Raw genomic sequence first — 25,422 nt, forward strand, 5'->3', positions numbered from 1 at the left:
CACAAATTGAGCATATTTTTAAGTAAATATTGACAGAGATAAAACATTATCATATAATTTGCCTATAAAGTTAATAACGGTGTGATGACAAGAATAAGTAGATAAATTATGACTACAAAGAGAAGAAGTGGTTGGTGAAAACTTCTTAGCATAGTTATTGAAAGCTATCTTAGAGCACTTTTCTTAAGAGATGTATTTATTAAGTACATAATTAGGGTGGTACCGCGGAAGTATAGCTTTCGTCCCTTGCTGGGATGAGGGCTTTTTTTTTATTCTTTGGAAATTATAATATATAAATCTTTGGAAAACTATATTTTATTATAAGGGAAAAATGATTTATAAAAACAAAAGAATAAAAAGAGAAATCTATCGCCTGCCAGATTTTCCTCATATGTATTCGGAAAGGCAGATGCGCAAAAAAAACCACTGAAGAAAATCGCTTCAGCGACTTTTTATTAATATCTTAAAATATTTGTATATATAAGAATGGAGGAAATAATATGAAATACATGGGAGCAAACGAATTAAGAGATGCATATCTAAAGTTTTTTGAAAGTAAAGATCATCTAGTAATGCCATCATTCTCGTTAGTACCAAAGAATGATAAGAGCTTACTTTTAATAAATGCTGGTATGGCGCCTTTAAAACCATATTTTACTGGAGTTGAAGAACCACCAAGAAAGAGAGTTGCTACTTGTCAAAAGTGTATAAGAACTGGCGATATAGAAAATGTAGGAAAGACTTCAAGACATGGTACTTTCTTTGAAATGCTTGGAAACTTTTCATTTGGAGATTATTTTAAGAACGAGATAATTCCATGGGCATGGGAATTTATAACTGAAACTCTTTCTATACCTAAAGATAAATTATATGTGACTATATATCTAGAAGATGATGAAGCTTTCGATATATGGACTTCTAAAACGGATGTAGATCCAAGTAGAATATTTAGACTAGGTAAAGACGATAACTTCTGGGAAATAGGAGTTGGACCATGTGGACCATGTACAGAAATCCACTTTGACAGAGGTGATGGGAAGATTACTTCTGTAGAAGAATTTGTAAAGGCAGCAGATGAAGATAGAGTAGTAGAATTCTGGAATCTAGTTTTCACACAATTTGATAAAGATGAAGAGGGAAATTATAACAGATTAGCTAAGCCTAATATAGATACAGGTATGGGGCTTGAGAGAATTACTACTATTATGCAAGGTGTAGATAATATTTTTGAGATTGATACCGTTAAAAATATATTAGGAACTGTAAGCAAAATAGCAAATGTAGAATATAAATCAGATGACAATAAAGATGTTTCTTTAAGAATAATAACTGATCACGTAAAAGGTGTAACTATGCTGATATGTGATGGAGTTCAACCTTCAAATGAAGGAAGAGGTTATGTGTTAAGAAGACTTCTAAGAAGAGCTGCTAGACATGGAAGGTTACTAGGAATCAAAGAGCTGTTCTTAACTAAAATAGTTGATTCAGTTGTTGAAAATTATTCAAGTGGTTATCCTGAACTTTTAGAGAAAGCTCAGTATATAAAGAAAGTAGTTCTATTAGAAGAAGAAAGATTTAATGAAACTATAGACAGTGGTATGGATATACTTAAAGGATATATAAATGAACTTGAAGCTGCTAAAGGAGAAGTCCTTTCAGGAGAAAAAGTATTCAAATTATATGATACTTATGGATTTCCATTAGAGTTAACTGAAGAAATACTTGAAGAAAAGGGCATGAAGGTAGATCTTGAAGGCTTTAACAGGGAAATGAAGGAACAAAGAGAGAGAGCAAGAGCTGCAAGAGGAACTACAAGCTACATGGGCAGTGATGAGATTCCTGTAAATAAAATAGAAGCAACTCTAAGCACAAACTTCGATGGTTATGGAACAATAAAACATCAAGGAACAGTACTATTACTTTCAGATTCTACAGAATTTAGAGAAGAGTTATCAGAAGGTGAAGAAGGTTTCTTAGTTGTTGATAACACACCATTCTATGCTGAAATGGGTGGCCAGGTAGGAGATACTGGAATAATAACAGGAGAAGGATTTAAAGCAGAAGTTTTAGATTGTAAGAAGAATCCTGGTGGAAAGATTTATCATGTTATAAAAGTTACTTTTGGTACTGTTAAGGTTAACGATACTGTAAGTCTTGAAGTTGATAATAACAGAAGAAACAGTATATGCAAAAACCATACAGCTACTCATATGCTTCATGAAGCGTTAAGAGAAGTACTTGGTGAACATGTAAACCAATCTGGATCATATGTAGACAGCGAAAGACTTAGATTTGACTTTACTCATTTCTCAGCATTATCAGCTGAAGAGTTATATAAAGTTGAAACTATGGTAAATGAAAAAATAATGGAAGCATACTCTGTTTGTACAGATGTGATGACTATAGATCAAGCAAAAAACAGTGGAGCTATGGCTCTATTTGATGATAAATATAGTGATGAAGTTAGAGTAGTATCTATAGGTGATTTCTCAAAAGAACTTTGTGGAGGTACTCACGTAAGTAATTCAGGACAAATTGGATTATTTAAAGTAGTTTCTGAAACTGGTGTTGCAGCAGGAATAAGAAGAATAGAAGCGTTAACTGGCTTTAATGCAATAAAACACTTTGAAAGTAAAAGTGAAATCATAAGAGAAGTTACTTCAACACTAAAATGTAATGAAAAAGATATTTTAAGAAAATTACATTCACAAACTGTTGATTTAAAAGAAAAGGAAAAAGAAATACAAGAGCTTAAGCTTAAAATGGTTCAAGGTTCTGAAAATGATATTCTAGCTAGTGCTAAAGAAATTAAAGGTGTAAAAGTTGTGGCTTCAACTGTTGAAGGCCTTGATGGAAATGCGTTAAGAGATTTAGCTGATAAAATAAGAAATAAAGTTGGTAATGGAGTAGTGGTTTTAGGAAGTGCTGCTGACGGAAAAGTAAACCTAGTAGCTATGGCAACTAGAGATGCTATAGAAAAAGGAATACATTGTGGTAAGATTATAAAAGAAGTAGCAACAATCGCTGGCGGCGGCGGTGGCGGAAGACCAGATATGGCTCAAGCTGGAGGTAAGAATCCAGAAAAGCTAAACGAGGCATTAGCGAAAGTAAATGAGTTAGTAGAATTATTGGTAAAATAGTGTACATTTCCATAAATATCATTTATAATTATATTAAACATAAAACAGAATAAACAATTGTTAGTAGGTTAATACTAATTTATATGATATTTAAATAATTTTTTCATGTGAACCAGTAAGGGGGTGAAGCTGCCACTTTAAGCAGCGAACTTATGGCAAATAATTTAGATCATACAATGCAATTTGACTTTACAAAGAATAAAAAAGACTTGACAAAGGCTATCTTGAATGAGGTTTATAATTCTTTAAAGGAAAAAGGTTACAACCCTGTAAATCAACTTGTAGGTTATTTAATTTCAGGAGACCCTACTTACATCACAAATTATAATGGTGCAAGGGCTTTGGTAAGAAAACTTGAAAGAGATGAAATTCTTGAAGAGGTAATAAAATCTTATCTAGAGATAAAATAGAGGGTGCCCATTTGGGTACCCTTTAATGTTATAAAATATAATAAAATTTATTTTTTGCTTTTACTTTGGGTATAATTGAATTTTTTTTCATTAAGAAGGTTATTATTTAACTTATAGGGAAAATTAATATTTAATTAAGGATACTTTTTAAAATTATATTAAAATACCTGTAACATATAAAACCATAAATAATTAATGTATCTTCTTTAATAAGATGAATTTTATTTACACAATATATGGGTAGTAATTTGATTCATATATTTAAGTAAAACGTATAAATAAGTATTGCTAATAGACCCTATAGGAGAAAACGATGCGTATAATAGGATTAGATTTTGGACAAAAAACTATTGGGGTGGCAGTATCAGATCCCTTAGGATTTACTGCTCAAGGAATCACAACGATTAGAAGAAAAAACTTCAGATATGATCTCGAAGAAGTGAAGAAAATCTTTGATGAGTACAATGCAGAGCTCATTGTTATAGGACTTCCTAAAAATATGAATGGAACAATTGGTCCTTCAGGTGAAATGGCTCAAGACTTTGGAAAACGACTTGTTGAATTATTCAACCCTAAAATTGAATTTTGGGATGAGAGACTTACTACTGTTGCGGCTCATCGTGCAATGCTAGAAGCGGATTTATCAAGAAATAAAAGAAAAAAGATAGTTGATAAGATTGCAGCCACATTTATACTTCAAGGTTATCTGGATAGATTGGCAAAGCAATAATTGACTTTCATTATCAATAAAATTAAAATACAATATAAAAGGAGTGTTTTTTAATGGAAAATAATATTGATACAATAGTATTGCTAGATGAAGATGGAATTGAAACTGAATTTGAGGTTATTACAAAACTTGATATTGAAGACAATGAATACGTAATCGTAGTTCCAGTAGATGGATCAGAAGATGATGCGATTGCGTTAAAAATCGTTACAGATGAAGAGGGAAATGATGCTTTGATAACAGTAGAAGATGAGGAAGAATTTGCAATGGTTGCAGAAGCATATGAAACTCTTTTTGCTGATGACTTAAATTAATAAAGAGAGGTTTTAGCATGTCACAGGTATCATCAAAAGACTATAATCAATTGAAAGAAGATTTGAAAAAGAAAGGCTACAAATTGACTCCGCAAAGAAGAGCAATTGTAGATACTATTCTATTAAATAAAGGCAAGCACCTTACAGCTGAAGAAATTTATGATGAAGTGAAAGTAGGTTGCCCTGAGATAGGATTAGCGACTGTATATAGAACTATTTTACTTTTAGAAGAGATGGGGATAATATATAGACTTGATTTAAATGATGGAAGTGCAAGGTACGAAATGGCTCATGATGATGAGCATCATAGACACCATCATTTAGTTTGCAATAACTGTGGTAAGGTAATTGAAGTTGAAGCGGATTTACTTGATGATTTAGAAGAACTAATTGAAAAAAAATGCGACTTCAAGATAATGGATCACAGCGTGAAATTTTATGGCTTATGCAGCGAATGTGTTGGTAAAGACATATAAAGCTTTATAATAAAAAATTAAATAAATCTAAAGGAGGGGACATATGAAGCGTGAAAAACTAAAGGCGAAAATCATTCCTTTAGGTGGCACAAATGAAATTGGAAAAAACATGACTGCCATTGAGTTTAAAGATGATATAATCGTCATAGACAGCGGATTAAAATTTCCAGAAGAAGATATGTTCGGAATAGATATCGTAATTCCAGACATAACGTATTTACTAAAGAATAAAGACAAAGTTAAGGGTATATTCCTAACACACGGACATGAAGACCACATCGGTGCGTTGCCTTATGTGCTTAAGCAACTTAACATACCTATATACGGAACAAAGTTAACATTAGGTATAGTTGAAAGCAAATTAAAGGAACACGGTCTTCTAAGTACTACAGAACGTATTGTAGTAAAGCCAAAGGACGTTATCAAACTTGATTCGGTTTCAGTTGAATTTATTAAGACAAATCACAGTATAGCGGATTCGGTAGCTATAGCAATTCATACTCCAATGGGAGTCATATTGCATACTGGTGACTTTAAGATCGACTATACACCAATCGATGGAGAAGTAATTGATTTAGCTAGATTCGCAGAACTTGGTAAGAAAGGTGTACTTGCGCTGATGGCTGATAGTACCAATGTTGAAAGACCTGGATATACTATGTCTGAGAGCATTGTAGGAGATAACTTCTTAAAAATGTTTGCAAAGGCAAAAGGAAGAATATTAGTTGCAACTTTTGCGTCTAATATCCATAGAATTCAACAAATAATAACTGCAGCTCAAGAGAATGAGAGAAAAGTAGCAGTTTCGGGAAGAAGCATGGAAAACATTGTTCAAGTTGCTATTGAGCTTGGATATTTACAAATCGATAAAGAGGTTTTAATAACTCTAGATAATATAAATAAGTATCCAAATGATAAACTTGTAATAATAACTACCGGAAGTCAGGGAGAGCCAATGTCAGCTTTAGCTAGAATGGCTTCATCTGAACACAAAAAGATTAATATAGTAGAAGGAGATTTGGTTGTAATATCAGCTACTCCTATACCTGGAAACGAAAAATTTGTGTCGAGAATAGTAAATCAACTATTTAAAAAAGGTGCTGAGGTAATATATGAATCTGTTGCAGGTGTTCACGTTTCTGGTCATGCATGTCAAGAAGAACTAAAACTTATGCATACATTAACAAAGCCTAGATACTTTATACCTGTTCACGGAGAATATAGACATCTAAAGCAGCACGGTGAACTTGCTGTTAAGCTCGGATTACCACCTAAGAATTTCTTGATACCTGAAAATGGAGATGTTATTGAAATTACTAGAGATAACCTAAGAAAAAATGGAACAGTAATTTCAGGAAACGTTTTTGTTGATGGATTAGGTGTAGGCGATGTAGGTAATATAGTACTTAGAGATAGAAAACATTTATCTCAAGATGGTATACTTACCGTGGTTGTTACTATCGAAAGAGAAAGTGGCAATGTAATTGCAGGACCTGATATAATATCAAGAGGTTTCGTTTATGTAAGAGAATCAGAAGACTTAATGGATCAGGCTAAGGAAATTGTTAAATCGGTACTTAGACAATGTGAAGAGAATAAAGTTTCTGATTGGGCTACAATGAAGTCAAACATGAAAAATGAATTAAGAGTTTTCTTATATGAGAAAACTAAGAGAAAACCTATGATATTACCAATAATAATGGAAATATAATACTGGGGGAAGTAGTATGACAAATATATATGATAAAGCTCATGATTTTGCAAACGTACTTAAGGATTTACCTGAAGTAGTTGCATATAGAGAAGCTTCAAAAAAAATATCTGAAAGTCCAGAACTAAAAAAAATAGTTGAGGATTTTAGAAGGATTCAAATAGAGGCTTATAATGAGCAATTTCAAACTGGAACTGTAAGTGATGCAACAAAGGAGAAAATGCAAAAAGTTGGAAGCGTTGCGATGATTAATCCTTCTGTAGCTGTATACCTTCAAAGTGAAGCTCAATTTGCAGTTATATGGGAAGACTTGTTAAAAATATTTAACGATGCAATCGGTGTGGATATAATTACACCAAATTCCTAGTATTTTAGTTGACTTTTGTAGAAAGTAATATTAGAATTAAAATGTTGAAATTGGATACAACGGTATCCAATTTTATTTTGTGGTTAAAACCAATGGAGGATAAATATGGAATTAATAACAAGAAATGATATAAGAAACATAGCAATAATTGCTCACGTTGACCATGGTAAAACTACTTTAGTTGATGCGCTATTAAGACAAAGTAATATATTCAGAGCAAATGAAAAAGTAGAAGAAAGAGTAATGGACTCCAATGACCTAGAAAAGGAAAGAGGAATAACTATACTTTCAAAGAATACAGCAGTTACATACAATGACATTAAGATAAATATAATAGATACTCCAGGACATGCTGACTTCGGTGGAGAAGTTGAGAGAGTTCTTAAGATGGTTGATAGCGTTCTTTTAGTTGTAGACTCTTATGAAGGACCTATGCCTCAGACTAAATTCGTTTTAAAGAAGGCTTTAGAACTTGGATTGGATCCAATAGTTGTAATCAATAAAATCGATAGAGCAGATGCTAGACCTACTGATGTTATTGATGAAGTTTTTGAATTGTTCTTAGAGCTTGGAGCAACTGATAAACAGTTAGATTTCCCAATAGTTTATGCTTCAGCTAGAGAAGGTTTTGCAAAGATGGAAGTTGAAGATGAAAGCTCAAACATGGAACCTTTATTCAACACTATAATAGAGCATGTTGAACCACCAAAGGGATACATAGATGCTCCTCTTCAAATGCTTGTTACTACAATAGATTCAAGTGAATATGTTGGTAAGATAGTAATAGGTAAAGTTGTTCGTGGTAGAGTATCAAAGAATCAAAATATTGCTGTTGTAAGAAAAGATGGATCTACATCAAATTACAAGGTGTCAAGTCTTTATACATATAATGGACTAAAGAGAGAAGAAGCAAATGAAGCTGCACTTGGAGATATAATAGCTTTAAGTGGTATAGTTGATGTAAATATTGGAGAGACTATAGCAGACGCTCAAAATCCAGAGGCACTACCATTTGTTGATATAGACGAGCCTACATTAAATATGAACTTCATGGTAAATGACTCACCATTTGCAGGACGTGAAGGTGATTTCGTTACTTCAAGACATTTAAGAGATAGACTTATGAAAGAACTTGAAACAAATGTAAGTTTAAGAGTAAATGAACTTTCTCCTGACCGTTTTGAAGTTAGTGGAAGAGGAGAACTACATCTTTCAATACTTATAGAAACAATGAGAAGAGAAGGATATGAATTCCAAGTTTCTAAGCCAAATGTTATATTTAAAGAAGAACATGGAAAGAAAGTAGAACCTATTGAGTACTTAACTATAGATGTTCCAGAAGAATTTATGGGACCTGTTATGGAAAAACTAGGACCTAGAAAAGCTGAAATGGTTAATATGACTTCAGCTGTAAATGGGTACACAAGATTAGAATTCTTAATACCTGCTAGAGGTCTTATAGGATTCAGAAGTGAATTCATGACAGATACTAAAGGTAATGGTATAATGAACCACGTATTTGAAGGCTACGATAAATACAGAGGTGATATTCCTGGAAGAAGCAGAGGATCACTTGTTGCTTTTGAAGCTGGTGATGCAATAGCTTATGGATTATTCAATGCTCAAGAAAGAGGTACTCTATTCATAGAACCAGGTACTGAAGTTTATTCAGGAATGGTATGCGGTGAGTGTTCAAGAGCGGAAGATATAGAAGTTAATGTTTGTAAGAGAAAACATCAATCTAATACAAGAGCTTCTGGTTCTGATGATTCATTAAGATTAACTCCAGCAAAGAAACTTTCACTAGAAGAATGTCTAGAATTTATAAATTCTGACGAGCTTGTAGAAGTTACCCCTAAAAACATTAGAATGAGAAAGAGATTATTAGATTCTAATGAAAGAAAGAGAGCTGCAAGAAAGTAATTTGCTTGTTGGCATAAAAATAGTATAATTAAGTAAATAGCCTAGTAGGCTATTTACTTTTGTATATAAAGGGTTTTAAGCACCATAGATAAAGATATAATTATTGTACATATTAATTTTTAGTATAACTTTTGTAGTAGGTTATACGGTTTAAAAGTAGGGGGATTTTATGAGAAACTTTAAAAAGCCTTTAATTTTTATTTCTTCCTTTATATTAATAGTTCTTATTGCTATAACATTTTTCTACATAAAATATTTAAGAGCTATAAATGACCCTCTCCAAGGAAAGGGAAGTACAGTAAATGTAGTTGTAAAAGAAGGAGAAAGTCTATACGACGTTCTAGATCATTTAAATAGTGATAAGTCACTAAAGAGTTTATATGCAGCAAAATACTATATAAAGAAAAACAACTTAGGTGGAGAGATTCAGCCAGGTACATATGACATTTTAATAGGAACTTCTCTTGACAAAATTATTAGTTTGCTAAAAGAAGGTGGACATAACATTAAAATAACAATTCCTGAAGGGTTGAATGTGGAGGAAATTGCAGCAAAGGTTGAGAAAAGTGGTCTTGTCACTAAAGACGAATTTTTAGCTGCAGTAAAAAAATATCCATTACCTAAGTATGTAAAAGAAAATAAAGATAAAAGATATGAGCTTGAAGGATATTTATTCCCAGACACATATTTTTTCAAGAAGAGCGATAAGTCTGATGACATAATAATGGCAATGATTGCCAGATTCCAGCAAGTGATGAGTGAAGTTCAAAAGGAAACTAATAAATCAATATCAGATTCTGATTATGAGGACATAATAAATAAGGCTTCAATGATTGAAAAAGAAGCTAGAGTGGATTCTGATAGACCTTTAATATCTTCAGTTATTGATAATAGATTAAAAAAGAATATGCCTCTTCAATTAGATGCAACAATATTATATGCTATAGGACAACATAAAGATGTAGTAACCCTTAAGGATTTAGAAGTTAAGTCTCCTTATAATACGTATAAAAGTAAAGGATTACCAGTAGGCCCAATCTGTAATCCAGGAAAGCAATCAATCTTAGCTGCGGTTAAACCGGAAGATACTAACTTCTTATACTACTTACTGAAGAAAAATAATGAGCACTATTTTACTGCTGATTATAATGATTTTTTAAAGATGAAGAAAGAATTAGGATATTAATTATAACCAAATTAGTTGGAGGAAATTATGAGTGGAATTACACATGACTACATGGAGGAATATCTTAGAGGTCTAATTGGAGACAGCGAAGGTGAACTATATGAGTTAGAAAAGTATGCAGAAGAAAATTCAGTCCCAATAGTACAAAAAGAAGCAGGTAAGTTTTTAGAGTTTATGGTTTCTATGAAAAAACCTAAAAAAATATTAGAACTAGGAACTGCTATTGGGTACTCTGCCATCCTTATGAGTAAAGCTGCTAATGGAAATGCAAGTATAACATCAATAGAACGTGATGAAAATATGGTATCTATTGCAGAGAGTAATATTTCAAAGTATAATTTTAGTGATAAAATTAAAGTTGTTAAAGGTGATTGTCTAGAAATATTAGAAGGTTTAGATGATAAGTTTGATCTGATTTTTATGGATGCTGGTAAAGGGCACTATAATCATTTTTTACCTCATTGTCTAAGACTGTTAGCTGAAGATGGAATCATAATATCAGACAATGTTCTTTTTAGAGGAATGGTTGCTTCTAATGACTTGGTTATAAGAAGAAAAATAACGATAGTTAAAAGAATGAGAAAATATCTTGAAGAGATATCCAAAGATAAGAATTTAATCACAACTATTATTCCTATGGGGGATGGAATAGCTGTGACAAAGAGGAGGTAAAAATAATGAGAAAACCAGAAATATTAGCTCCAGCAGGGAGTCTTGAAAAATTAAAAACTGCTATTGATTTTGGAGCAGATGCTGTATATATAGGTGGAAGTAAGCTGAATCTAAGAGCTTTTGCTGATAATTTTACAAATGAACAAATAAGTGAAGGGGTAAAATATGCTCATGAAAGAGGAAAGAAAGTTTATGTAACAATGAATGTCTTCCCTCATAATGGTGATTTAGTAGGAATAGAGGAATATTTAAGAAATCTAAGAGATTTAGAAATTGATGCTATAATCGTTGCTGACCTTGCAATATTTGCTACAGCGAGAGAAGTAGTTCCTGATATGGAAATTCATATAAGTACCCAAGCTAACAATGTAAACTGGAGATCAGCAAAGTTCTGGTATGATCAAGGCGCAAAGAGAGTTGTACTTGCAAGAGAACTTTCTATAAAAGAAATAGAAGATATAACTTCCAAAATACCAGAAGATTGTGATATAGAGGCTTTTGTTCATGGATCAATGTGTATGTCTTATTCAGGAAGATGCTTAATTTCAAATTATATGACAGGAAGAGATTCTAATAGAGGTGCTTGTGCTCAACCATGTAGATACAAATATTATCTGGTTGAAGAAAAAAGACCTGGAGAATATTTCCCTGTATTTGAAGATGAAAAAGGTACATATATATTAAACTCTAAGGATTTGTGCATGATAGAACATATACCTGAGCTTGTAAAGAGTGGGATTTACTCCTTCAAGATAGAAGGAAGAATGAAGAGTTCTTATTATGTTGCAGCAGTGGTTAAAGCTTATAGGCAAGCTCTTGATGCATATTGGGCAGATCCTGAAAATTATGAATTTAAAAAGGAATGGCTTGATACTGTTGTTAAGGTTAGTCATAGAAGTTATCACACAGGATTCTATTTTGGTGAGAAGAACAAGCAAGTATACGAAACTTCTTCATATGTAAGAGATTATGATATTGTTGGTGTAGTTAAGAGTTACGATAAAGAAACTAAGCTTGCAACGATAGAGCAAAAAAACAGAGTTTTTGAAGGTGATGTAGTTGAAGTTTTAAGACCTGAAGGCGATTCGTTTGAGGTAAGTTTATCAGACATGAAGGATCATTTAGGAAATAAGATTGAGGTTGCTCCAAGGGCGCAAATGATATTTACTATAAGTTCAGAAACAGAGCTTAGAGAAAATGATATGCTTATAAAGAGTAAGGGGGACAACTAATGTCAAAACCGATTTTGATAGGAATTACCGGAGGAACTGGTTCGGGGAAAAGTACTATTGCTAAAGAAATATATAACAAGTTTGATCAAACTTGTATTGCAATGATAGAACAAGACTCATATTATAAGGATCAAAGTTATCTTTCTATGGAAGATAGACAAAAAACTAACTATGATCATCCGGATGCTTTTGATAATTCTTTATTAGTTGAACATTTAAAAGCTTTAGTAGAAGGAAAGAGTATAGAGAAACCTAAATATGATTTCTCAATTCACAATAGAGTATCGGAAACTACTACTGTGGACTCAAAAGATATAATAATTGTCGAAGGAATATTAGTTTTAGAAGATAGTAGAATAAGAGATCTTTTAGACATTAAAATATATGTAGATACTGATTCGGATGTTAGGATAATACGTAGATTACAAAGGGATATAACTGAAAGAAAGAGAACAGTGGAATCAGTTATAAACCAATATCTAAGTGTAGTAAGACCTATGCATTTACAATTTACTGAACCTACAAAAAGATATGCTGACCTGATAATTCCAGAAGGTGGACATAATAAGGTAGCAATAGATATAATGGTAGCAAAAATTAAGCAAATTCTACTTGAATAGAATTTTCAAACAATAACATGAATAAAACACCCCTCTAAAGGCTAGAATTCAGCAAGAGGGGTGTTTTTATGTTAACGAAGAAAAGATTTATTATAATAGCTGATTTTGTAATAGCTTCATTTATTGTATTGATATTTAGATTGTTCTATGTAGGCAATGAATATAATCCTAGTGCTATAGAAAAAGAATATAGTCATAATGTACAAGTAGATACTACAGCCGATAACAAATATGCATTGGTTGACGATAACAATAAAGACTTGCTTTCGTATAATAAAAAATATGTTGTAGTTATAGATGCTATGGTTTTTAAATTAAATAGTACTGAAAATAATCTAAGAAATCTATTGGCATTAAGTTATATTATGAAAAATGAAGTGAAGGATTTCTCGTATAAAGATATTTTAAAGACTACTGGAAAGATATATTATACTGTGAGTGAAGATAGTTACAATAAGATAAAAGAGCTTAAAACCATGAAGGGGCTTTATTGGTATACATCATCTAATGTGAATAGAACTGAAGCCTGGAAGATTGAGAATATACTTTCAGATGTAAACAAAACTGATGGAAAAGAATTAAAAGATGATGGAACTTTAGAACATTTAATATATGATTATACAAAGAATAATAAAATTCCATCAGTATATAATCAATTGAATAGTGATGGAACTTATTCTTTAAAGGATTATGCAGCACCTACATCCAATGTAAATGTGAAGCTTACGTTAGATAAAAACTGGCAAGACAGCATAAGAACTGTTTTGAATAGTGATAAGTACAAGAATGTTCCTAATATTGGTATTGCTCTTATAGAAGCTAAAACTGGCAAGGTGAAGGCTTTAGCTCAAAAGGATGAGTCGCAACCAAATATAACTATTGGAATACAGAATCAAAGTTTTGAGCCAGGATCAACCTTTAAGATCATAACAGAAGAGGCGGCTTATAATTACGGAGATTTAAGTAAAGATAATACTTTTCTATGCGATGGAAGGTATTGTTTTAAGGATGGTAAGAATTACGCACACGGAACCCTTAGCGCTCATGATGCTTTTCTAGAATCTTGTAATACTGTTTTTAGAAAAATTGGTTTTAAAGTAGGTTTTATACCTCTAGTAGATATGGCAAAAAAGCAAGGATTATTTTCTAAGGTACTTAATCTTCAATATGAAGGAAAAGGTGTTGAGCCCAAAGAAGAAAATGGTATAGGTAATGTTTCAATGGGTCAAACTCTGAATGTAACTCCACTTCAAATGGCTGCTGTTGTTGCAACTGCAGCAAATAATGGAACTTACAATAAGCCATATATCATAGATGAATTTGTTCAAAATGATGGAACAGTTGTTAAAAAGTTCACACCAGATGGTCAACAAGTAATTAAACCTGAGATAGCGAAAACTGTTTTAGATGATATGAGAGGCGTAGTAACTGAAACAAAAGGTACTGGATATAATGCAAGGATAGATGGAATAGAAACCGGTGGTAAAACGGGTACTGCTGAAGGTGAAAACTCTAAAAACCACGGATGGTTTGCAGGCTATTTTAAATTAAACGGTGACTACTATTCATTGGTGGTTATGGTTCCATATATCAATCAAAATAGTAGCATAGGTAAGAATGGTAATGCAACTGCGGCTCCTGTGTTCAAAGATATTGTTTTAAGCTTAGCTCAGAAAGATAAACAAAAGAGCAATTAATGTTATAATAAGATTATCAAAACACTAAGAAACTCGCTTAGTGTTTTTCTTTTCTTTTGTTTACAATTTTATACATTGATGATTACGGTGCTTACGGTGTAAAATTTAGATGAAAGGAATTTTTATTTAGTTTAAATATAAATAGAACATAAATTCCATTGATAACTTATATATAAAACAAAGGATAACTTTTCAGTTGATTTTTAAGGAGTAGATTTTTTATGAGAAAAGAATATATTGATTTCTCAACAGGTATACCGGTTAGTGTGGATTTTGTAACTGTAGAGGAATATCCGCTTCATTGGCATAATTATATTGAAATACTATACGTAGTTAAGGGAAGCGTATTTGTAAACATAAATGCAGGAACTTATGAACTTATAGAAAATGAAATAGAGATAATTAATGTTGATGAAGCACACCGTATTTTTTCAAAGGATAAAGATAATAAAGTACTTATATTTCACATAGATCCTTACTTTTTTGAAAAATATTATAATGATATAAAAAATATGTTTTTCTACACAAATTCAAGTGAAGAAGGTGCACAGGAAAACGAAGACTATGATGAACTTAGGACTTTTTTAAGTATAGTGCTTTGTGAGTTAGTTCAAAGAAGTGACAACTATGATGAAGAAATAGAAAATACATTAGTAGAACTTTTATATCATCTTATAAACAATTTTCACTATCTCATGCATGAACAGGAAGAGCTTAGAGAAAATGATGAGCAGTTAGATAGGTATCATAGAATATCTAAATATATCTATAATAATTATAATAACAATATAACCTTACAGGATATTGCTGATAAAGAGTTTTTGAGTACTCACTATCTGTCTCATGAGATAAAGTATTCAACAGGATATAGCTTTACTGAACTCATTAATCTGACAAGAGTAGAGGAATCTGTTAAGCTTTTGTTGGATACTGATAAGCCTATCTCTGAGATATCTGAAGAAGTTGGATTTTCACATACGAGATACTATAACAAAAACTTTAAGTTTTATTATAAAACCACACCTTTAAATTATAGAAAAAAATATAAGGTGGACGAAGAAACCTTAGAAAAAAGTAAAAAGATAAAATATTATGATTTAAAAGATGCAATAGACTTCGTTATGTATTATCTTGAAGATTATGATAGATTTAATTTTGAGGACAAGATAAACAAGATTAATATAGATGTTAGTGAGGAAATTGGTCCTTTTGAAAAAAGTTTTAAAGATATAATAAATGTAGGGAATGCCTTTGAATTACTGTTAGAAGATAATAAAGATATTTTAGAGGAAATTCAATATGAAATCGGATTTGAATATGCAAGGCTTCTAAATGTATTTTCTTCAGATATGGGAATATTTCCAAAGGTTAAGTTTTATAATTGGAGCAGAACAGAAACAGTATTAGAATATCTAGATACAATAGGTATTAAACCTTTAATAGTGCTGGATGATAAGGATGTAACTCAGGAAGAATTCTTAGATGTATTGAAATCATTTTTTGATTTCTTCTCTAAGCTTGAGGGATTAAATATTAATGACTTTGTGTTCCAATTTACCCAAAACACATTGGACGACAATATAAAAGAAGCTAGAGTAATCATAGAAGAATTTGAACTTCAAATAATTGAAGATAAATTTAATGATGAGTTAAGTGTAGACCCGATTTATGATACTTCATATATGCTGCCTTTTATAATCCAAAATCAGTTGAATAAGGATAGTAAACAAAATGCTCTTAGAGCCTTTGATGTTTTAGACAATCAACCTTATTTAACCAATGAAGTTTTTTTTGGGTATCCAGGTATGGTAAATGATAAAGGTATAAGAAAAGCCTCTTTTTACTCATACTATCTTTTGAATAAGCTAGGTGATACTATAGTGGCAAAAGATAATGGGTATATAGTTACAAAAAAAGAAGGAGAATATCAAATACTTCTATATAGCTATAATGAAGAAATAATAAACCTCATTCAATTGAAGAAATATTCAAAGCTTAGAGGCTTAAAGAATTCCACAGAAAAGAAATTTTCATTAAATATTATGAAAATCCCAACTTCAGCTAGAGTTACATCCTATCTTATAGATGAAGAAGTGGGATCATCATATAATTATTGGCTTGATATGGGAAAGCCAGTACGATTAAATAAAGAAGAAAAAGAAATACTTTTAAAGGCATCTTTTCCGAAAGTAGAGTTTAAATTTGCTAAAAAAAGTGCTGTTTTGAACTTACAAGCTAAGTTAGAAGGCTATGGAGCAGTGTTAATAATAATAAAAGAAGTACAAAAACACCTTAAGTAAGGTGTTTTTCTGCTTTTTATAGAAATATATGATTTTTTTATAAAACCATAAAAGTACCTTTTAGTAAGCAGTTAAGTGAGTTAAAGATTTTCTTTAATTAGATTATAATTCTAGTATAGAGAAAAAGAGGTGAATCCATTGGGATAAATGATAAAATCTATAATGATGGAAAAGTAAGCAAGGTACTTCTAAAATTTGCAATACCAGCGATTATATCACTTTTAGTATTAGAATTATATAATATGGTTGATACTGTATTCGTAGGTAGGTATGTGGGAGCTGATGCCATAGGAGGGCTTACAATAGCTTTTCCAATACAAAGGCTTATGATAGCTATAGGAATGTTAATATCTATAGGAGCTTCAACTTCTGTATCAAGATATCTAGGTGAGAAAAATATTGAGCATTTAAAGCAAACTATTATTAATGCCATTATGTTAACGATTGTATCTCTTACAGTAGTGATTCTTATAATATTTTTATTTAAGAAAAGCATAATAACTGCACTAGGAGCCAGTGTAAATACCTTTAGCTTCGCAGAACAATATATAACTATAATATTAATAGGTGGAATCTTTCAGTGTCTTTCAACTGTAATTTGCTATATGATGAATGCTCTTGGAAACACAAGAGTAACTCTGTACTCTAATATCATTGGATCTATTTTCAATATCGCAATAAACTATATTTTAGTGGTATTAATGAATTATGGTGTAAGAGGTGCAGCAATAGCAACAGTTGTCTCGCAAATACTTGCTTTTATCTTTGCTATAAGTAGATTTAGGATTGTAAAAAAGAATTTTGAAATAAGTTTTTCGTTTAAATATATTAGAACTGTGATAGAAAAAGAATTTGTATTTAATATAATTACAATAGGATTTTCTACTTTTATAATCGAGATATCTGATGCGGTTGTTTCGGTTATTCTTAACAATATACTAGTATCTCATGGAGGAGATAGTGCGATTATAATAGTTGGGGTAATAACTAAGGTTTCTATGTTTATGTTTATTACTATAATAGGAATAAGTTCATCAATGCAGCCAATAGTAGCCTATAACTATGGTCGTAGAAACTATACAAAAATGAAGGAAGCTTTAAAGATAGCTATAATAGCTGTGTCAGGAGCTTCAATGACGTTCTGGATTATATTAATGACTTTCTCGAACTCAATTATTGGTTTCTTCTTAAGAGATGCGGAAATATTAAAGAATGCAGTACTTGCTTTTAGAATATGTATATCAATAATACCGGTAATAGGAATTTACTATATATGTATATATTATTATCAAGCAATAGATGAAGCAAAGACATCATTTTTACTTTCGATATATAGACAACTAGTTATTTTTATACCTGTATCAATATTATTTGTTCAATTGTTTGGGATAGTAGGCGCTTGGATTGCTTATCCTGTATCAGATATTATTTCTGCTATTACATCTATACACTTTATTAAGCAAGCAACAGGAGAAAGTGATAAGCATCTATTTGCTACTAATAATGTCATCATAAATTTAAAAAAGTAGTATTAAGAATTATTATAAAAACCTAAAGAAACAAGTTGATTTTGAAGCTTGTTTCTTTTTTGTTGCAACGAGAGAATTATTATTTCATGGGTTTATAGGAATAAATAAGAGAGTGGGGTATTCTCTGGAAATAAGTCGCTTCAGCGATTTTTTCATTTAGAACTAATTAATTAATTATTCATAAAACAAAATATTATATCTAATAGGAAACAAGTACATACTTCCCTCATACTATATTAATAAGCACTAATAGGAGGAGCATCTGTGTTTATTTTTAGTTATTTCATTGATGTGATTGGCAACATAGTTCTATTGTCTGGTTATATTACCGGTAATAGTACATTTCCACAACCACTAGATGAAAAAGAAGAGGAAATGTATATCGCGAAGTTAAAGAGCGGAGATTCTAATGCAAAAAACATATTAGTCGAAAGAAATTTAAGGCTTGTTGCACACATTGTAAAAAAATATTCTTTTCAAAATAAAGATTTAGATGATCTAATTTCTATTGGAACAGTAGGACTCATAAAGGCAATTGATTCTTACGATTCTTCTAAGGGAACTAGACTTGCTACCTATGCAGCGAGATGTATCGAAAATGAGATCTTAATGCTTTTTAGGAATAACAAAAAAGTAAAAGGAGAAGTATTCCTACAAGACCCAATTGGAGTTGACAAGGAAGGTAATGAGATATGCCTAATAGATGTCTTAAGTAGTGAAAATGATTCAGTTTTAGAAACTGTAGAAAGCAATTTGCAAATTAGATCACTTTATAATAAGATGAATTCTATTCTCTCAATAAGAGAAAAGGAAATAATTGAGATGAGGTATGGTCTCATTGATGGGCACTCAAAAACTCAAAGGGAAATTGCAGCATTGTTAGGAATATCGAGGTCTTATGTTTCAAGAATTGAAAAGAAAGCTCTTAAAAAACTATTTAAAGAACTCAATAGTAAAAGGTAGGTATTTGGCTAAATTCTTCTTGAGAGTAGGGGAGTTTAGCCAATTTTATCGAATAAAGTTATAAATAAAAATAATTTAATGTTTTTTTATTTATATATTTTGCTTTATTTTAATTAAATTTGTATAATTGTAGATAGATATACTTTGAAATGACATGAGGAGGATAACCAGTGATAACATTAAAGGAATTACTTTCAAGAACAATCGAAGAAGGCGCCTCTGACCTTCATCTTACAGTAGGTATTCCACCAACTATAAGAGTTAATGGTAATTTAGTAAAGATAGGACAAAATAAACTAATGCCATCGGATACAGAAGCTTTTGCAAAAGAAATACTAGAAGATAGCTTTGGAAAATATGATGAAGCAGGAGAGTTTGATACTTCATATTCTATTGCAGGACTTGGTCGTTTTAGGGTAAATGTATTTAAGCAAAGAAATAGTCATGCTCTTGCGATAAGAGTTATAGCATTAAAGATTCCAACTTTGAATGAATTGGGCCATCCAGCTATACTCAAAGAACTATGCCAAAGAAAAAGAGGCTTAGTTTTAGTTACAGGTCCAACTGGTAGTGGTAAAAGTACAACACTAGCAGCAATGATAAATGAGATAAATCAAACTAGAGAAGCACATGTAATAACTTTGGAAGATCCAATTGAATTCTTACATAAACATAATAAATGTATTATAAATCAAAGAGAAATAGGTAAAGATAGTAGATCATATGACAATGCTTTAAGAGCAATACTTAGAGAGGATCCAGATGTTATACTAGTAGGTGAAATGAGAGATCTTGAAACAATAGCTATTGCGATTACTGCGGCTGAAACAGGGCATCTAGTTCTTTCAACATTACATACTATTGGCGCTGCTAAAACCATTGATAGAATAGTAGATGTTTTTCCTCCTCATCAACAGCAACAAATAAGAATACAGCTGTCTGCTGTACTTCAAGGAATTGTTTCTCAACAGCTCGTTCCTACTAATCAAGGCGGAAGAACTTCAGCTTTGGAGACAATGGTTACTACCCCTGCAATACAAAACCTTATAAGAGAAGGAAAAACTCATCAAATTGAGTCTTCTGTGCAAACTGGTGGCAAGTATGGAATGAAAACAATGGATATGAATCTTGCTGAGTTGTATAGAAGAGGCGTTATCAGTGAAGAGACAGCTTTGAGTTTTTCTGTTGATAGAGAAATGGTAAGCAGATTAATGATGATGTAATAAAGGCAACTCCTTGGAGTTGCCTTAAAAATTTTCATTAAATTACCTAAAGATTATATTAAAAGGAAATAAAAAAAAGTTTTTCGGAAATGATAAATTTATGGTCTTATATATGTTGATGATTAGTAAGACATATAGTCAAGAAATTTTATGCAATAATTATCCGTGTTTGTTGCATAATTATACGATATTGATTTTATAAGTTTAATAATTAGATCTCTTTTCATGATAAATCCTCCTTTAAGATTGTATTAATATTTTAACTAATACAACTTAGCCGAAGGATTCATCATATCTGTGAAATAGAGAGTTTTTAAATCCCTTTTCACAAGTTCATAACATATTAAAACCTCCTTGCCGAATCTTCTAATAATATTATATCATAAAAGTGTATAAATATAAAGTGTTGTGAATGCTGATAAAGTAGCTATATAAGCAATTAATGCCAATATATAGTAAATAACGTATAATTTCATAGATTAATATTCAATATAATGATAGTTGCTTCATTGTGCAAAATATTAATGAAGTTTATTTATTATGGCGGAAAATTATTATAATAAGAGTTTGCAAAAAATTTACAAATTGTAAAAAATATATTTATAGACTAAACAGTTTTACAATTAAATAAATAAGTGGCTTGTTATAAGCAGTAAATGACAAAGTAGATAATTTGTGAGATTTGTTAAAAAATATGGTGAGGTTTATGTTAAGCTTAAAAAGAAATAAATTTGAAAAGTACATATAGTATTTAAAGTTATTTTATGCTAAAATAACTATGAACTAGGGGGGAATATTAATGAATGTAATAAAAAGTTCGTTTGAGGTATTTTTAGGAATTTTTTCAAATGTAGTATTTATATTAACAATGTATTATATGGTGCTCTCATTATTTGGTATAATAAAATTAAAAAAGAAAGATAATATAAAACCCCAAAAAACTTTTGCATTAATTGTTGCAGCACATAACGAAGAAACTGTAATCGGAGATATAATACAAAGTCTTAATGGAATTAATTATCCTAGAGAAATGTATGATGTTTTTGTAATAGCGGATAACTGTACTGATAAAACTGCTGAAAAAGCAAAGAAACTTGGGGCAAAGGTCTACGAAAGATTTGATAAAGAAAAAAGAGGAAAAGGTTACGCACTTGAATGGATGTTTGATCATATATTCAAAATGAATAAAAGATATGATGCAGTAGCAGTATTTGATGCGGATAATCTAATATCTAAAAATTTCTTAACTGAGATGAATAAGATGTTATTAAAGGGATTCAAAGTTGTTCAAGGTTTTTTAGATAGTAAAAATCCTAAAGATACTTGGATAACAGGATGTTACTCTATATCCTTTTGGACTTCAAATAGAATGTTTCAGCTTTCAAGAAGCAACTTAGGTCTTTCCAATCAATTGGGCGGAACCGGTTTTTGCATAGAGACAGATACTTTAAAAACTTTAGGTTGGGGAGCGACTTGTTTAACTGAAGACTTAGAATTTACTTGTAAGCTTGTTCTAAATGGACACAAGGTTGGTTGGGCACATGAAGCTGTAGTTTACGATGAGAAACCTTTAACTTTAGCTCAATCATGGGCACAAAGAAAGAGATGGATGCAGGGGTTTGCAGATGTTTCTTCAAGATACTTTTGGAAGTTAATGAAAAGAGCAATAAAGGAACGTAGCTTTGTAGCTTTTGATTGTGCATTATATAGCATACAGCCTATAGTTATTATACTTTTAGCTGTTGCGACGATAATAAACATAGTTCCAAATATATTGAATTTTTCTGGTAAAGCTATAGAATTATTTAACAATATTAACTCTGTAAATACAAGCTTGCAATCTATTTTGATAACATTAGGTGCATTGCTAATTATATTAATTCAATTTATATACACACCATTCTTATTAATACTTGATGGAAAGCTTTCACCAAAAATATTTTTATACTATTTCATTTATCCTATATTTAGTATAACTTGGCTTCCTATTTGTATCCAAGGAATAGCTAATAAAAATAATAAAGAGTGGTCACACACAGTTCATACAAGAAGTATAAATATAACTGATTTAGAAAAAGCAAATTAAACTCTGCGAAAGCAGAGTTTTTTCTGTATATAAAACATGAAATTTTTATGTTAGCTAAAACTGGATATTTAAATGGTTTTACAAGTTTTTTTGGCTAAATAGTAACAAAATAAAACTTATTAGCCTGCCAAGTTTTCCGCATATGCATTTGCAAGACAGATGCGAAAAAAATACGTAGAAGAAGTCATTTCAGTGAACTTTTATATCCATATTAATTTGGAAAAATGAGAATTGTGTTATTTTGGTATAAATTACTATTATTTTTTTTGTGAGATAAAAAGGAAAATATATATTTGTGTTGAATAAATAAATATAACCTATACTAAGGAGGGAAGACGGAAGATAAATGCAAAGGACAATCGTAGGTATTGATATTGGAAATAATAACATAAGTGCAAGTGTCGCTAAAGTCAGTGAAAATGATTTTGAAGTTATATGTAGTGTTTATACTCCATCAAAAGGATTATCAAAGGGTAAGATTATAAATTTAAATGATTTGACCGTGAGTTTGAAACAATGCGTTGATGAAATAAAGAAGCAATCAAATATTAATTTTACTTCGGCATTTATAGGAATAAGTTCCTCTGATACTAGGCTTGTAAAAAGTAAAGGAGTAGCTTTAAGCACTAAATTGAACTTAATTACGCCTTCAGAGATTAAGGAGGCAATTTCAGATGCTGAAAACATAGAGCTTGCATCCGATGAAGTAATAATTGATGCATTTACAGAATCCTTTTGTATAGATGATAGTACAATAGTAGAAGATCCTTTAGCTATGAAAGCCTCAAAGCTCCAAGCAAACTGTTCAGTTATTGTTGGAAAGAGAGATATAGTAAATAGTTATAGGAATGCCTTGAGACTATCAGGTATAAACATTGAAGGTATATATATTAATGACTTAGAGTTAAGAAAAATAATTTTAAATGAAAAAACAATTAAAGAAAATGTCCTTATAGTTGATGCTGGTGCAGAGATAATAGAGCTTGCATTATATAAAAATAATGAATTGGAATATTCATCTAGCTTACCAGTTGGTGGACAAAATGTGACAAAGGACATTTCTATCTGCTTAGAAATACCTGAAGAGCATGCTGAACAAGTGAAACAAAATTATAGTGAAAATTATAAAACTTTATATAGAGAACATAGCATTGGTACACTTAAAGCTGAGTCCTTAGAAATTGATATAAAGTTATTTAAAGACGTTGTTGAATCTAGAATTGAAGAAATTGTTACATTAATTCAAAAAGATATAAAGGAATCAGGGTATTTGAACGAAATTAGTAATATATACATTTTTGGAAATGGCTTAGCTATGTTTCAAGATGTAAAATACTTTTTTGAAGATAAAATGCGAAAAAGAACAATTATTGTGACAAAAAATCAGCTTGAATTACAAAATTCTTGTATAATTAATTCAATTGGTATTGTTAAAGATGCCTATGATAGGTTAAAATTAATCTATGAGGATTCATATGACAATGAAAGCAATATAAACCATGATAATGAAATTAATAATAAAAAAAAGAAAAGTGGACTTATTCGTAATTTTAAAAGATTAATCGACGATTTTTTCTAAAGGAGGAATTATTTTGTTAGACTTTGATGTTGATATGCAGGAATTTGCAAATATAAAGGTAGTTGGCTGTGGCGGTGGCGGAAGCAACGCTGTTAATAGAATGATTGTTGAAGGCTTGAAGAATGTTGAGTTTATTACAATAAATACAGATAAACAAGCACTTATGTTATCTCATGCTAATCAAAAGATACAAATTGGTGAAAAGTTAACTAAGGGATTAGGTGCAGGTGCTAACCCTGATATAGGTAAAAAGGCCGCTGAAGAAAGCAAAGATGAAATATCAGAAGCTATAAAAGGAGCAGACATGGTGTTCATCACTGCAGGTATGGGTGGTGGAACTGGTACAGGAGCTGCACCAGTAGTAGCTGAAATTGCTAAATCAATGGGTATACTTACAGTTGGTGTAGTAACAAAGCCGTTTCCTTTTGAAGGAAGAAGAAGAATGAAGCATGCTGAAATGGGTATTGAAAACCTTAAGCAAAGAGTTGATACTCTTGTTACAATTCCTAATGAAAGATTGCTTACAATGGTAGATAAGAAAACTACATTGCTAGATTCTTTTAAATTAGCTGATGATGTTTTAAGACAAGGTGTACAAGGTATATCTGACTTAATTACAATTCCAGGTCTAGTTAATCTTGACTTTGCTGACGTTAGAGCTGTAATGGTGGACAAAGGTCTTGCACATATGGGTGTTGGTAACGGAAGTGGAGACAATAGAGCACAAGAAGCTGCTAAGCAAGCTATATCATCACCACTACTAGAAACTTCAATTGTAGGAGCAACAGGTGTATTATTAAATGTAACAGGTGGAGCAGATTTAGGTCTTTTAGAAATAAATGAAGCTGCTGAAATTGTTCAAGAAGCTGCAGATCCAGATGCAAACATCATCTTTGGAGCTGTAATTGATGAGAACTTAAAGGATGAAATAAGAATTACTGTAATAGCTACAGGATTTGAAAAAATAGCTAGAGATGTAGAGCCTCCTAAGGAAGAAATTGCGACAGAACCAACAGCTGCTAAAGAAGAAGCTGCGGCTACTACTGCAAGCAATCAAGGTTTCGGAGATGAATTAGACATACCGGCTTTTTTGAGAAGAACAAAAAGATAGTAATTTAAGTATTTAAATTATACGTAAATGATTAATGTAGATATTTAAAAATAAGACATGTGAAAGCATGTCTTATTTTTTTGCTTTACTAAGGTATAGATCCCCAATTCTATTTAATAAAACCGATAGACAATTTTGCTGATTACTGATAAT

The 25,422-nt window shown here is 31.1% G+C and carries 20 protein-coding genes and 1 other annotated feature; all 20 genes read left to right on the forward strand.

All coding sequences use genetic code 11. From position 1 onward, the window contains the following. Positions 1–75: 75 nt before the first annotated feature. Positions 76–250: a binding site (T-box leader), on the forward strand. A 250-nt stretch (positions 251–500) separates the two neighbouring features. The 20 genes from alaS (at position 501) to ftsZ (ending at position 25,269) form a co-directional block, all read left to right on the forward strand. Beyond that, on the forward strand, positions 501–3,140 hold the full coding sequence (gene alaS / locus bsdtw1_RS06545; RefSeq protein WP_183276795.1) for an alanine--tRNA ligase: 2,640 nt from the start codon (positions 501–503) through the stop codon (positions 3,138–3,140). 152 nt (positions 3,141–3,292) lie between these two features. After that, complete coding sequence (locus tag bsdtw1_RS06550) at positions 3,293–3,550, forward strand: IreB family regulatory phosphoprotein (RefSeq protein WP_183276796.1); 258 nt, start codon at positions 3,293–3,295, stop codon at positions 3,548–3,550. Positions 3,551–3,863: 313 nt separating this feature from the next. Beyond that, a complete protein-coding gene (gene ruvX / locus bsdtw1_RS06555) occupies positions 3,864–4,280 on the forward strand; it encodes a Holliday junction resolvase RuvX (protein ID WP_183276797.1) in 417 nt (138 codons plus the stop codon). A gap of 53 nt (positions 4,281–4,333) precedes the next feature. Next, positions 4,334–4,594, forward strand: a complete 261-nt coding sequence (locus bsdtw1_RS06560; protein WP_183276798.1) for a DUF1292 domain-containing protein — start codon at positions 4,334–4,336, stop codon at positions 4,592–4,594. Between the two features lie 17 nt (positions 4,595–4,611). Beyond that, positions 4,612–5,070 carry a Fur family transcriptional regulator gene (locus tag bsdtw1_RS06565; protein WP_183276799.1) on the forward strand — a complete coding sequence of 153 codons (459 nt, stop codon included), beginning with the start codon at positions 4,612–4,614 and terminating at the stop codon, positions 5,068–5,070. A gap of 43 nt (positions 5,071–5,113) precedes the next feature. Next, positions 5,114–6,781, forward strand: a complete 1,668-nt coding sequence (locus tag bsdtw1_RS06570) for a ribonuclease J (protein ID WP_183276800.1) — start codon at positions 5,114–5,116, stop codon at positions 6,779–6,781. A gap of 16 nt (positions 6,782–6,797) precedes the next feature. After that, positions 6,798–7,148: a YlbF family regulator gene (locus bsdtw1_RS06575; protein WP_183276801.1), complete on the forward strand. Its 351-nt coding sequence runs from the start codon at positions 6,798–6,800 to the stop codon at positions 7,146–7,148. A 105-nt stretch (positions 7,149–7,253) separates the two neighbouring features. Then, positions 7,254–9,071, forward strand: coding sequence for a translational GTPase TypA (gene typA, locus bsdtw1_RS06580; protein WP_183276802.1), 1,818 nt, complete (start codon positions 7,254–7,256; stop codon positions 9,069–9,071). Positions 9,072–9,240: 169 nt separating this feature from the next. After that, positions 9,241–10,257, forward strand: coding sequence for an endolytic transglycosylase MltG (gene mltG, locus bsdtw1_RS06585; RefSeq protein ID WP_183276803.1), 1,017 nt, complete (start codon positions 9,241–9,243; stop codon positions 10,255–10,257). A gap of 27 nt (positions 10,258–10,284) precedes the next feature. Beyond that, positions 10,285–10,929 (forward strand): O-methyltransferase, encoded by a 645-nt coding sequence (locus bsdtw1_RS06590; RefSeq protein ID WP_183276804.1) that lies wholly within the window; start codon positions 10,285–10,287, stop codon positions 10,927–10,929. Positions 10,930–10,934: 5 nt separating this feature from the next. Then, positions 10,935–12,161: a peptidase U32 family protein gene (locus bsdtw1_RS06595; protein ID WP_183276805.1), complete on the forward strand. Its 1,227-nt coding sequence runs from the start codon at positions 10,935–10,937 to the stop codon at positions 12,159–12,161. Next, complete coding sequence (gene udk / locus bsdtw1_RS06600; protein ID WP_183276806.1) at positions 12,161–12,781, forward strand: uridine kinase; 621 nt, start codon at positions 12,161–12,163, stop codon at positions 12,779–12,781. The genes bsdtw1_RS06595 and udk overlap by 1 nt, the downstream gene beginning before the upstream one ends. Positions 12,782–12,849: 68 nt before the next feature. Next, the gene (locus bsdtw1_RS06605; protein ID WP_183276807.1) at positions 12,850–14,478 is read left to right on the forward strand and encodes a penicillin-binding transpeptidase domain-containing protein; all 1,629 of its coding nucleotides are present in this window, start codon (positions 12,850–12,852) and stop codon (positions 14,476–14,478) included. Between the two features lie 221 nt (positions 14,479–14,699). After that, on the forward strand, positions 14,700–16,778 hold the full coding sequence (locus tag bsdtw1_RS06610; RefSeq protein ID WP_183276808.1) for a helix-turn-helix domain-containing protein: 2,079 nt from the start codon (positions 14,700–14,702) through the stop codon (positions 16,776–16,778). Between the two features lie 155 nt (positions 16,779–16,933). Further along, positions 16,934–18,307, forward strand: coding sequence for an MATE family efflux transporter (locus bsdtw1_RS06615; protein WP_308463802.1), 1,374 nt, complete (start codon positions 16,934–16,936; stop codon positions 18,305–18,307). 264 nt (positions 18,308–18,571) lie between these two features. Continuing rightward, a complete protein-coding gene (gene sigK / locus bsdtw1_RS06620; RefSeq protein WP_183276809.1) occupies positions 18,572–19,270 on the forward strand; it encodes an RNA polymerase sporulation sigma factor SigK in 699 nt (232 codons plus the stop codon). A gap of 170 nt (positions 19,271–19,440) precedes the next feature. After that, positions 19,441–20,493: a type IV pilus twitching motility protein PilT gene (locus tag bsdtw1_RS06625; RefSeq protein WP_183276810.1), complete on the forward strand. Its 1,053-nt coding sequence runs from the start codon at positions 19,441–19,443 to the stop codon at positions 20,491–20,493. Between the two features lie 799 nt (positions 20,494–21,292). Further along, the gene (locus bsdtw1_RS06630) at positions 21,293–22,579 is read left to right on the forward strand and encodes a glycosyltransferase family 2 protein (RefSeq protein ID WP_183276811.1); all 1,287 of its coding nucleotides are present in this window, start codon (positions 21,293–21,295) and stop codon (positions 22,577–22,579) included. A gap of 346 nt (positions 22,580–22,925) precedes the next feature. Further along, positions 22,926–24,158 (forward strand): cell division protein FtsA, encoded by a 1,233-nt coding sequence (gene ftsA / locus bsdtw1_RS06635; protein WP_183276812.1) that lies wholly within the window; start codon positions 22,926–22,928, stop codon positions 24,156–24,158. A 13-nt stretch (positions 24,159–24,171) separates the two neighbouring features. After that, positions 24,172–25,269, forward strand: a complete 1,098-nt coding sequence (gene ftsZ, locus bsdtw1_RS06640; RefSeq protein WP_183276813.1) for a cell division protein FtsZ — start codon at positions 24,172–24,174, stop codon at positions 25,267–25,269. The last annotated feature ends 153 nt before the right edge of the window (positions 25,270–25,422 follow it).

The organism is Clostridium fungisolvens, assembly GCF_014193895.1.
GTDB lineage: Bacteria > Bacillota > Clostridia > Clostridiales > Clostridiaceae > Clostridium_AR > Clostridium_AR fungisolvens.

Excerpts from the sequence above, each read along its gene's own strand:
- alaS (WP_183276795.1), top strand. The coding sequence starts at position 501 with ATGAAATACATGGGAGCAAACGAATTAAGAGATGCATATCTAAAGTTT.
- bsdtw1_RS06550 (WP_183276796.1), top strand. The coding sequence starts at position 3,293 with ATGGCAAATAATTTAGATCATACAATGCAATTTGACTTTACAAAGAAT.
- ruvX (WP_183276797.1), top strand. The coding sequence starts at position 3,864 with ATGCGTATAATAGGATTAGATTTTGGACAAAAAACTATTGGGGTGGCA.
- bsdtw1_RS06560 (WP_183276798.1), top strand. The coding sequence starts at position 4,334 with ATGGAAAATAATATTGATACAATAGTATTGCTAGATGAAGATGGAATT.
- bsdtw1_RS06565 (WP_183276799.1), top strand. The coding sequence starts at position 4,612 with ATGTCACAGGTATCATCAAAAGACTATAATCAATTGAAAGAAGATTTG.
- bsdtw1_RS06570 (WP_183276800.1), top strand. The coding sequence starts at position 5,114 with ATGAAGCGTGAAAAACTAAAGGCGAAAATCATTCCTTTAGGTGGCACA.
- bsdtw1_RS06575 (WP_183276801.1), top strand. The coding sequence starts at position 6,798 with ATGACAAATATATATGATAAAGCTCATGATTTTGCAAACGTACTTAAG.
- typA (WP_183276802.1), top strand. The coding sequence starts at position 7,254 with ATGGAATTAATAACAAGAAATGATATAAGAAACATAGCAATAATTGCT.
- mltG (WP_183276803.1), top strand. The coding sequence starts at position 9,241 with ATGAGAAACTTTAAAAAGCCTTTAATTTTTATTTCTTCCTTTATATTA.
- bsdtw1_RS06590 (WP_183276804.1), top strand. The coding sequence starts at position 10,285 with ATGAGTGGAATTACACATGACTACATGGAGGAATATCTTAGAGGTCTA.
- bsdtw1_RS06595 (WP_183276805.1), top strand. The coding sequence starts at position 10,935 with ATGAGAAAACCAGAAATATTAGCTCCAGCAGGGAGTCTTGAAAAATTA.
- udk (WP_183276806.1), top strand. The coding sequence starts at position 12,161 with ATGTCAAAACCGATTTTGATAGGAATTACCGGAGGAACTGGTTCGGGG.
- bsdtw1_RS06605 (WP_183276807.1), top strand. The coding sequence starts at position 12,850 with ATGTTAACGAAGAAAAGATTTATTATAATAGCTGATTTTGTAATAGCT.
- bsdtw1_RS06610 (WP_183276808.1), top strand. The coding sequence starts at position 14,700 with ATGAGAAAAGAATATATTGATTTCTCAACAGGTATACCGGTTAGTGTG.
- bsdtw1_RS06630 (WP_183276811.1), top strand. The coding sequence starts at position 21,293 with ATGAATGTAATAAAAAGTTCGTTTGAGGTATTTTTAGGAATTTTTTCA.
- ftsA (WP_183276812.1), top strand. The coding sequence starts at position 22,926 with ATGCAAAGGACAATCGTAGGTATTGATATTGGAAATAATAACATAAGT.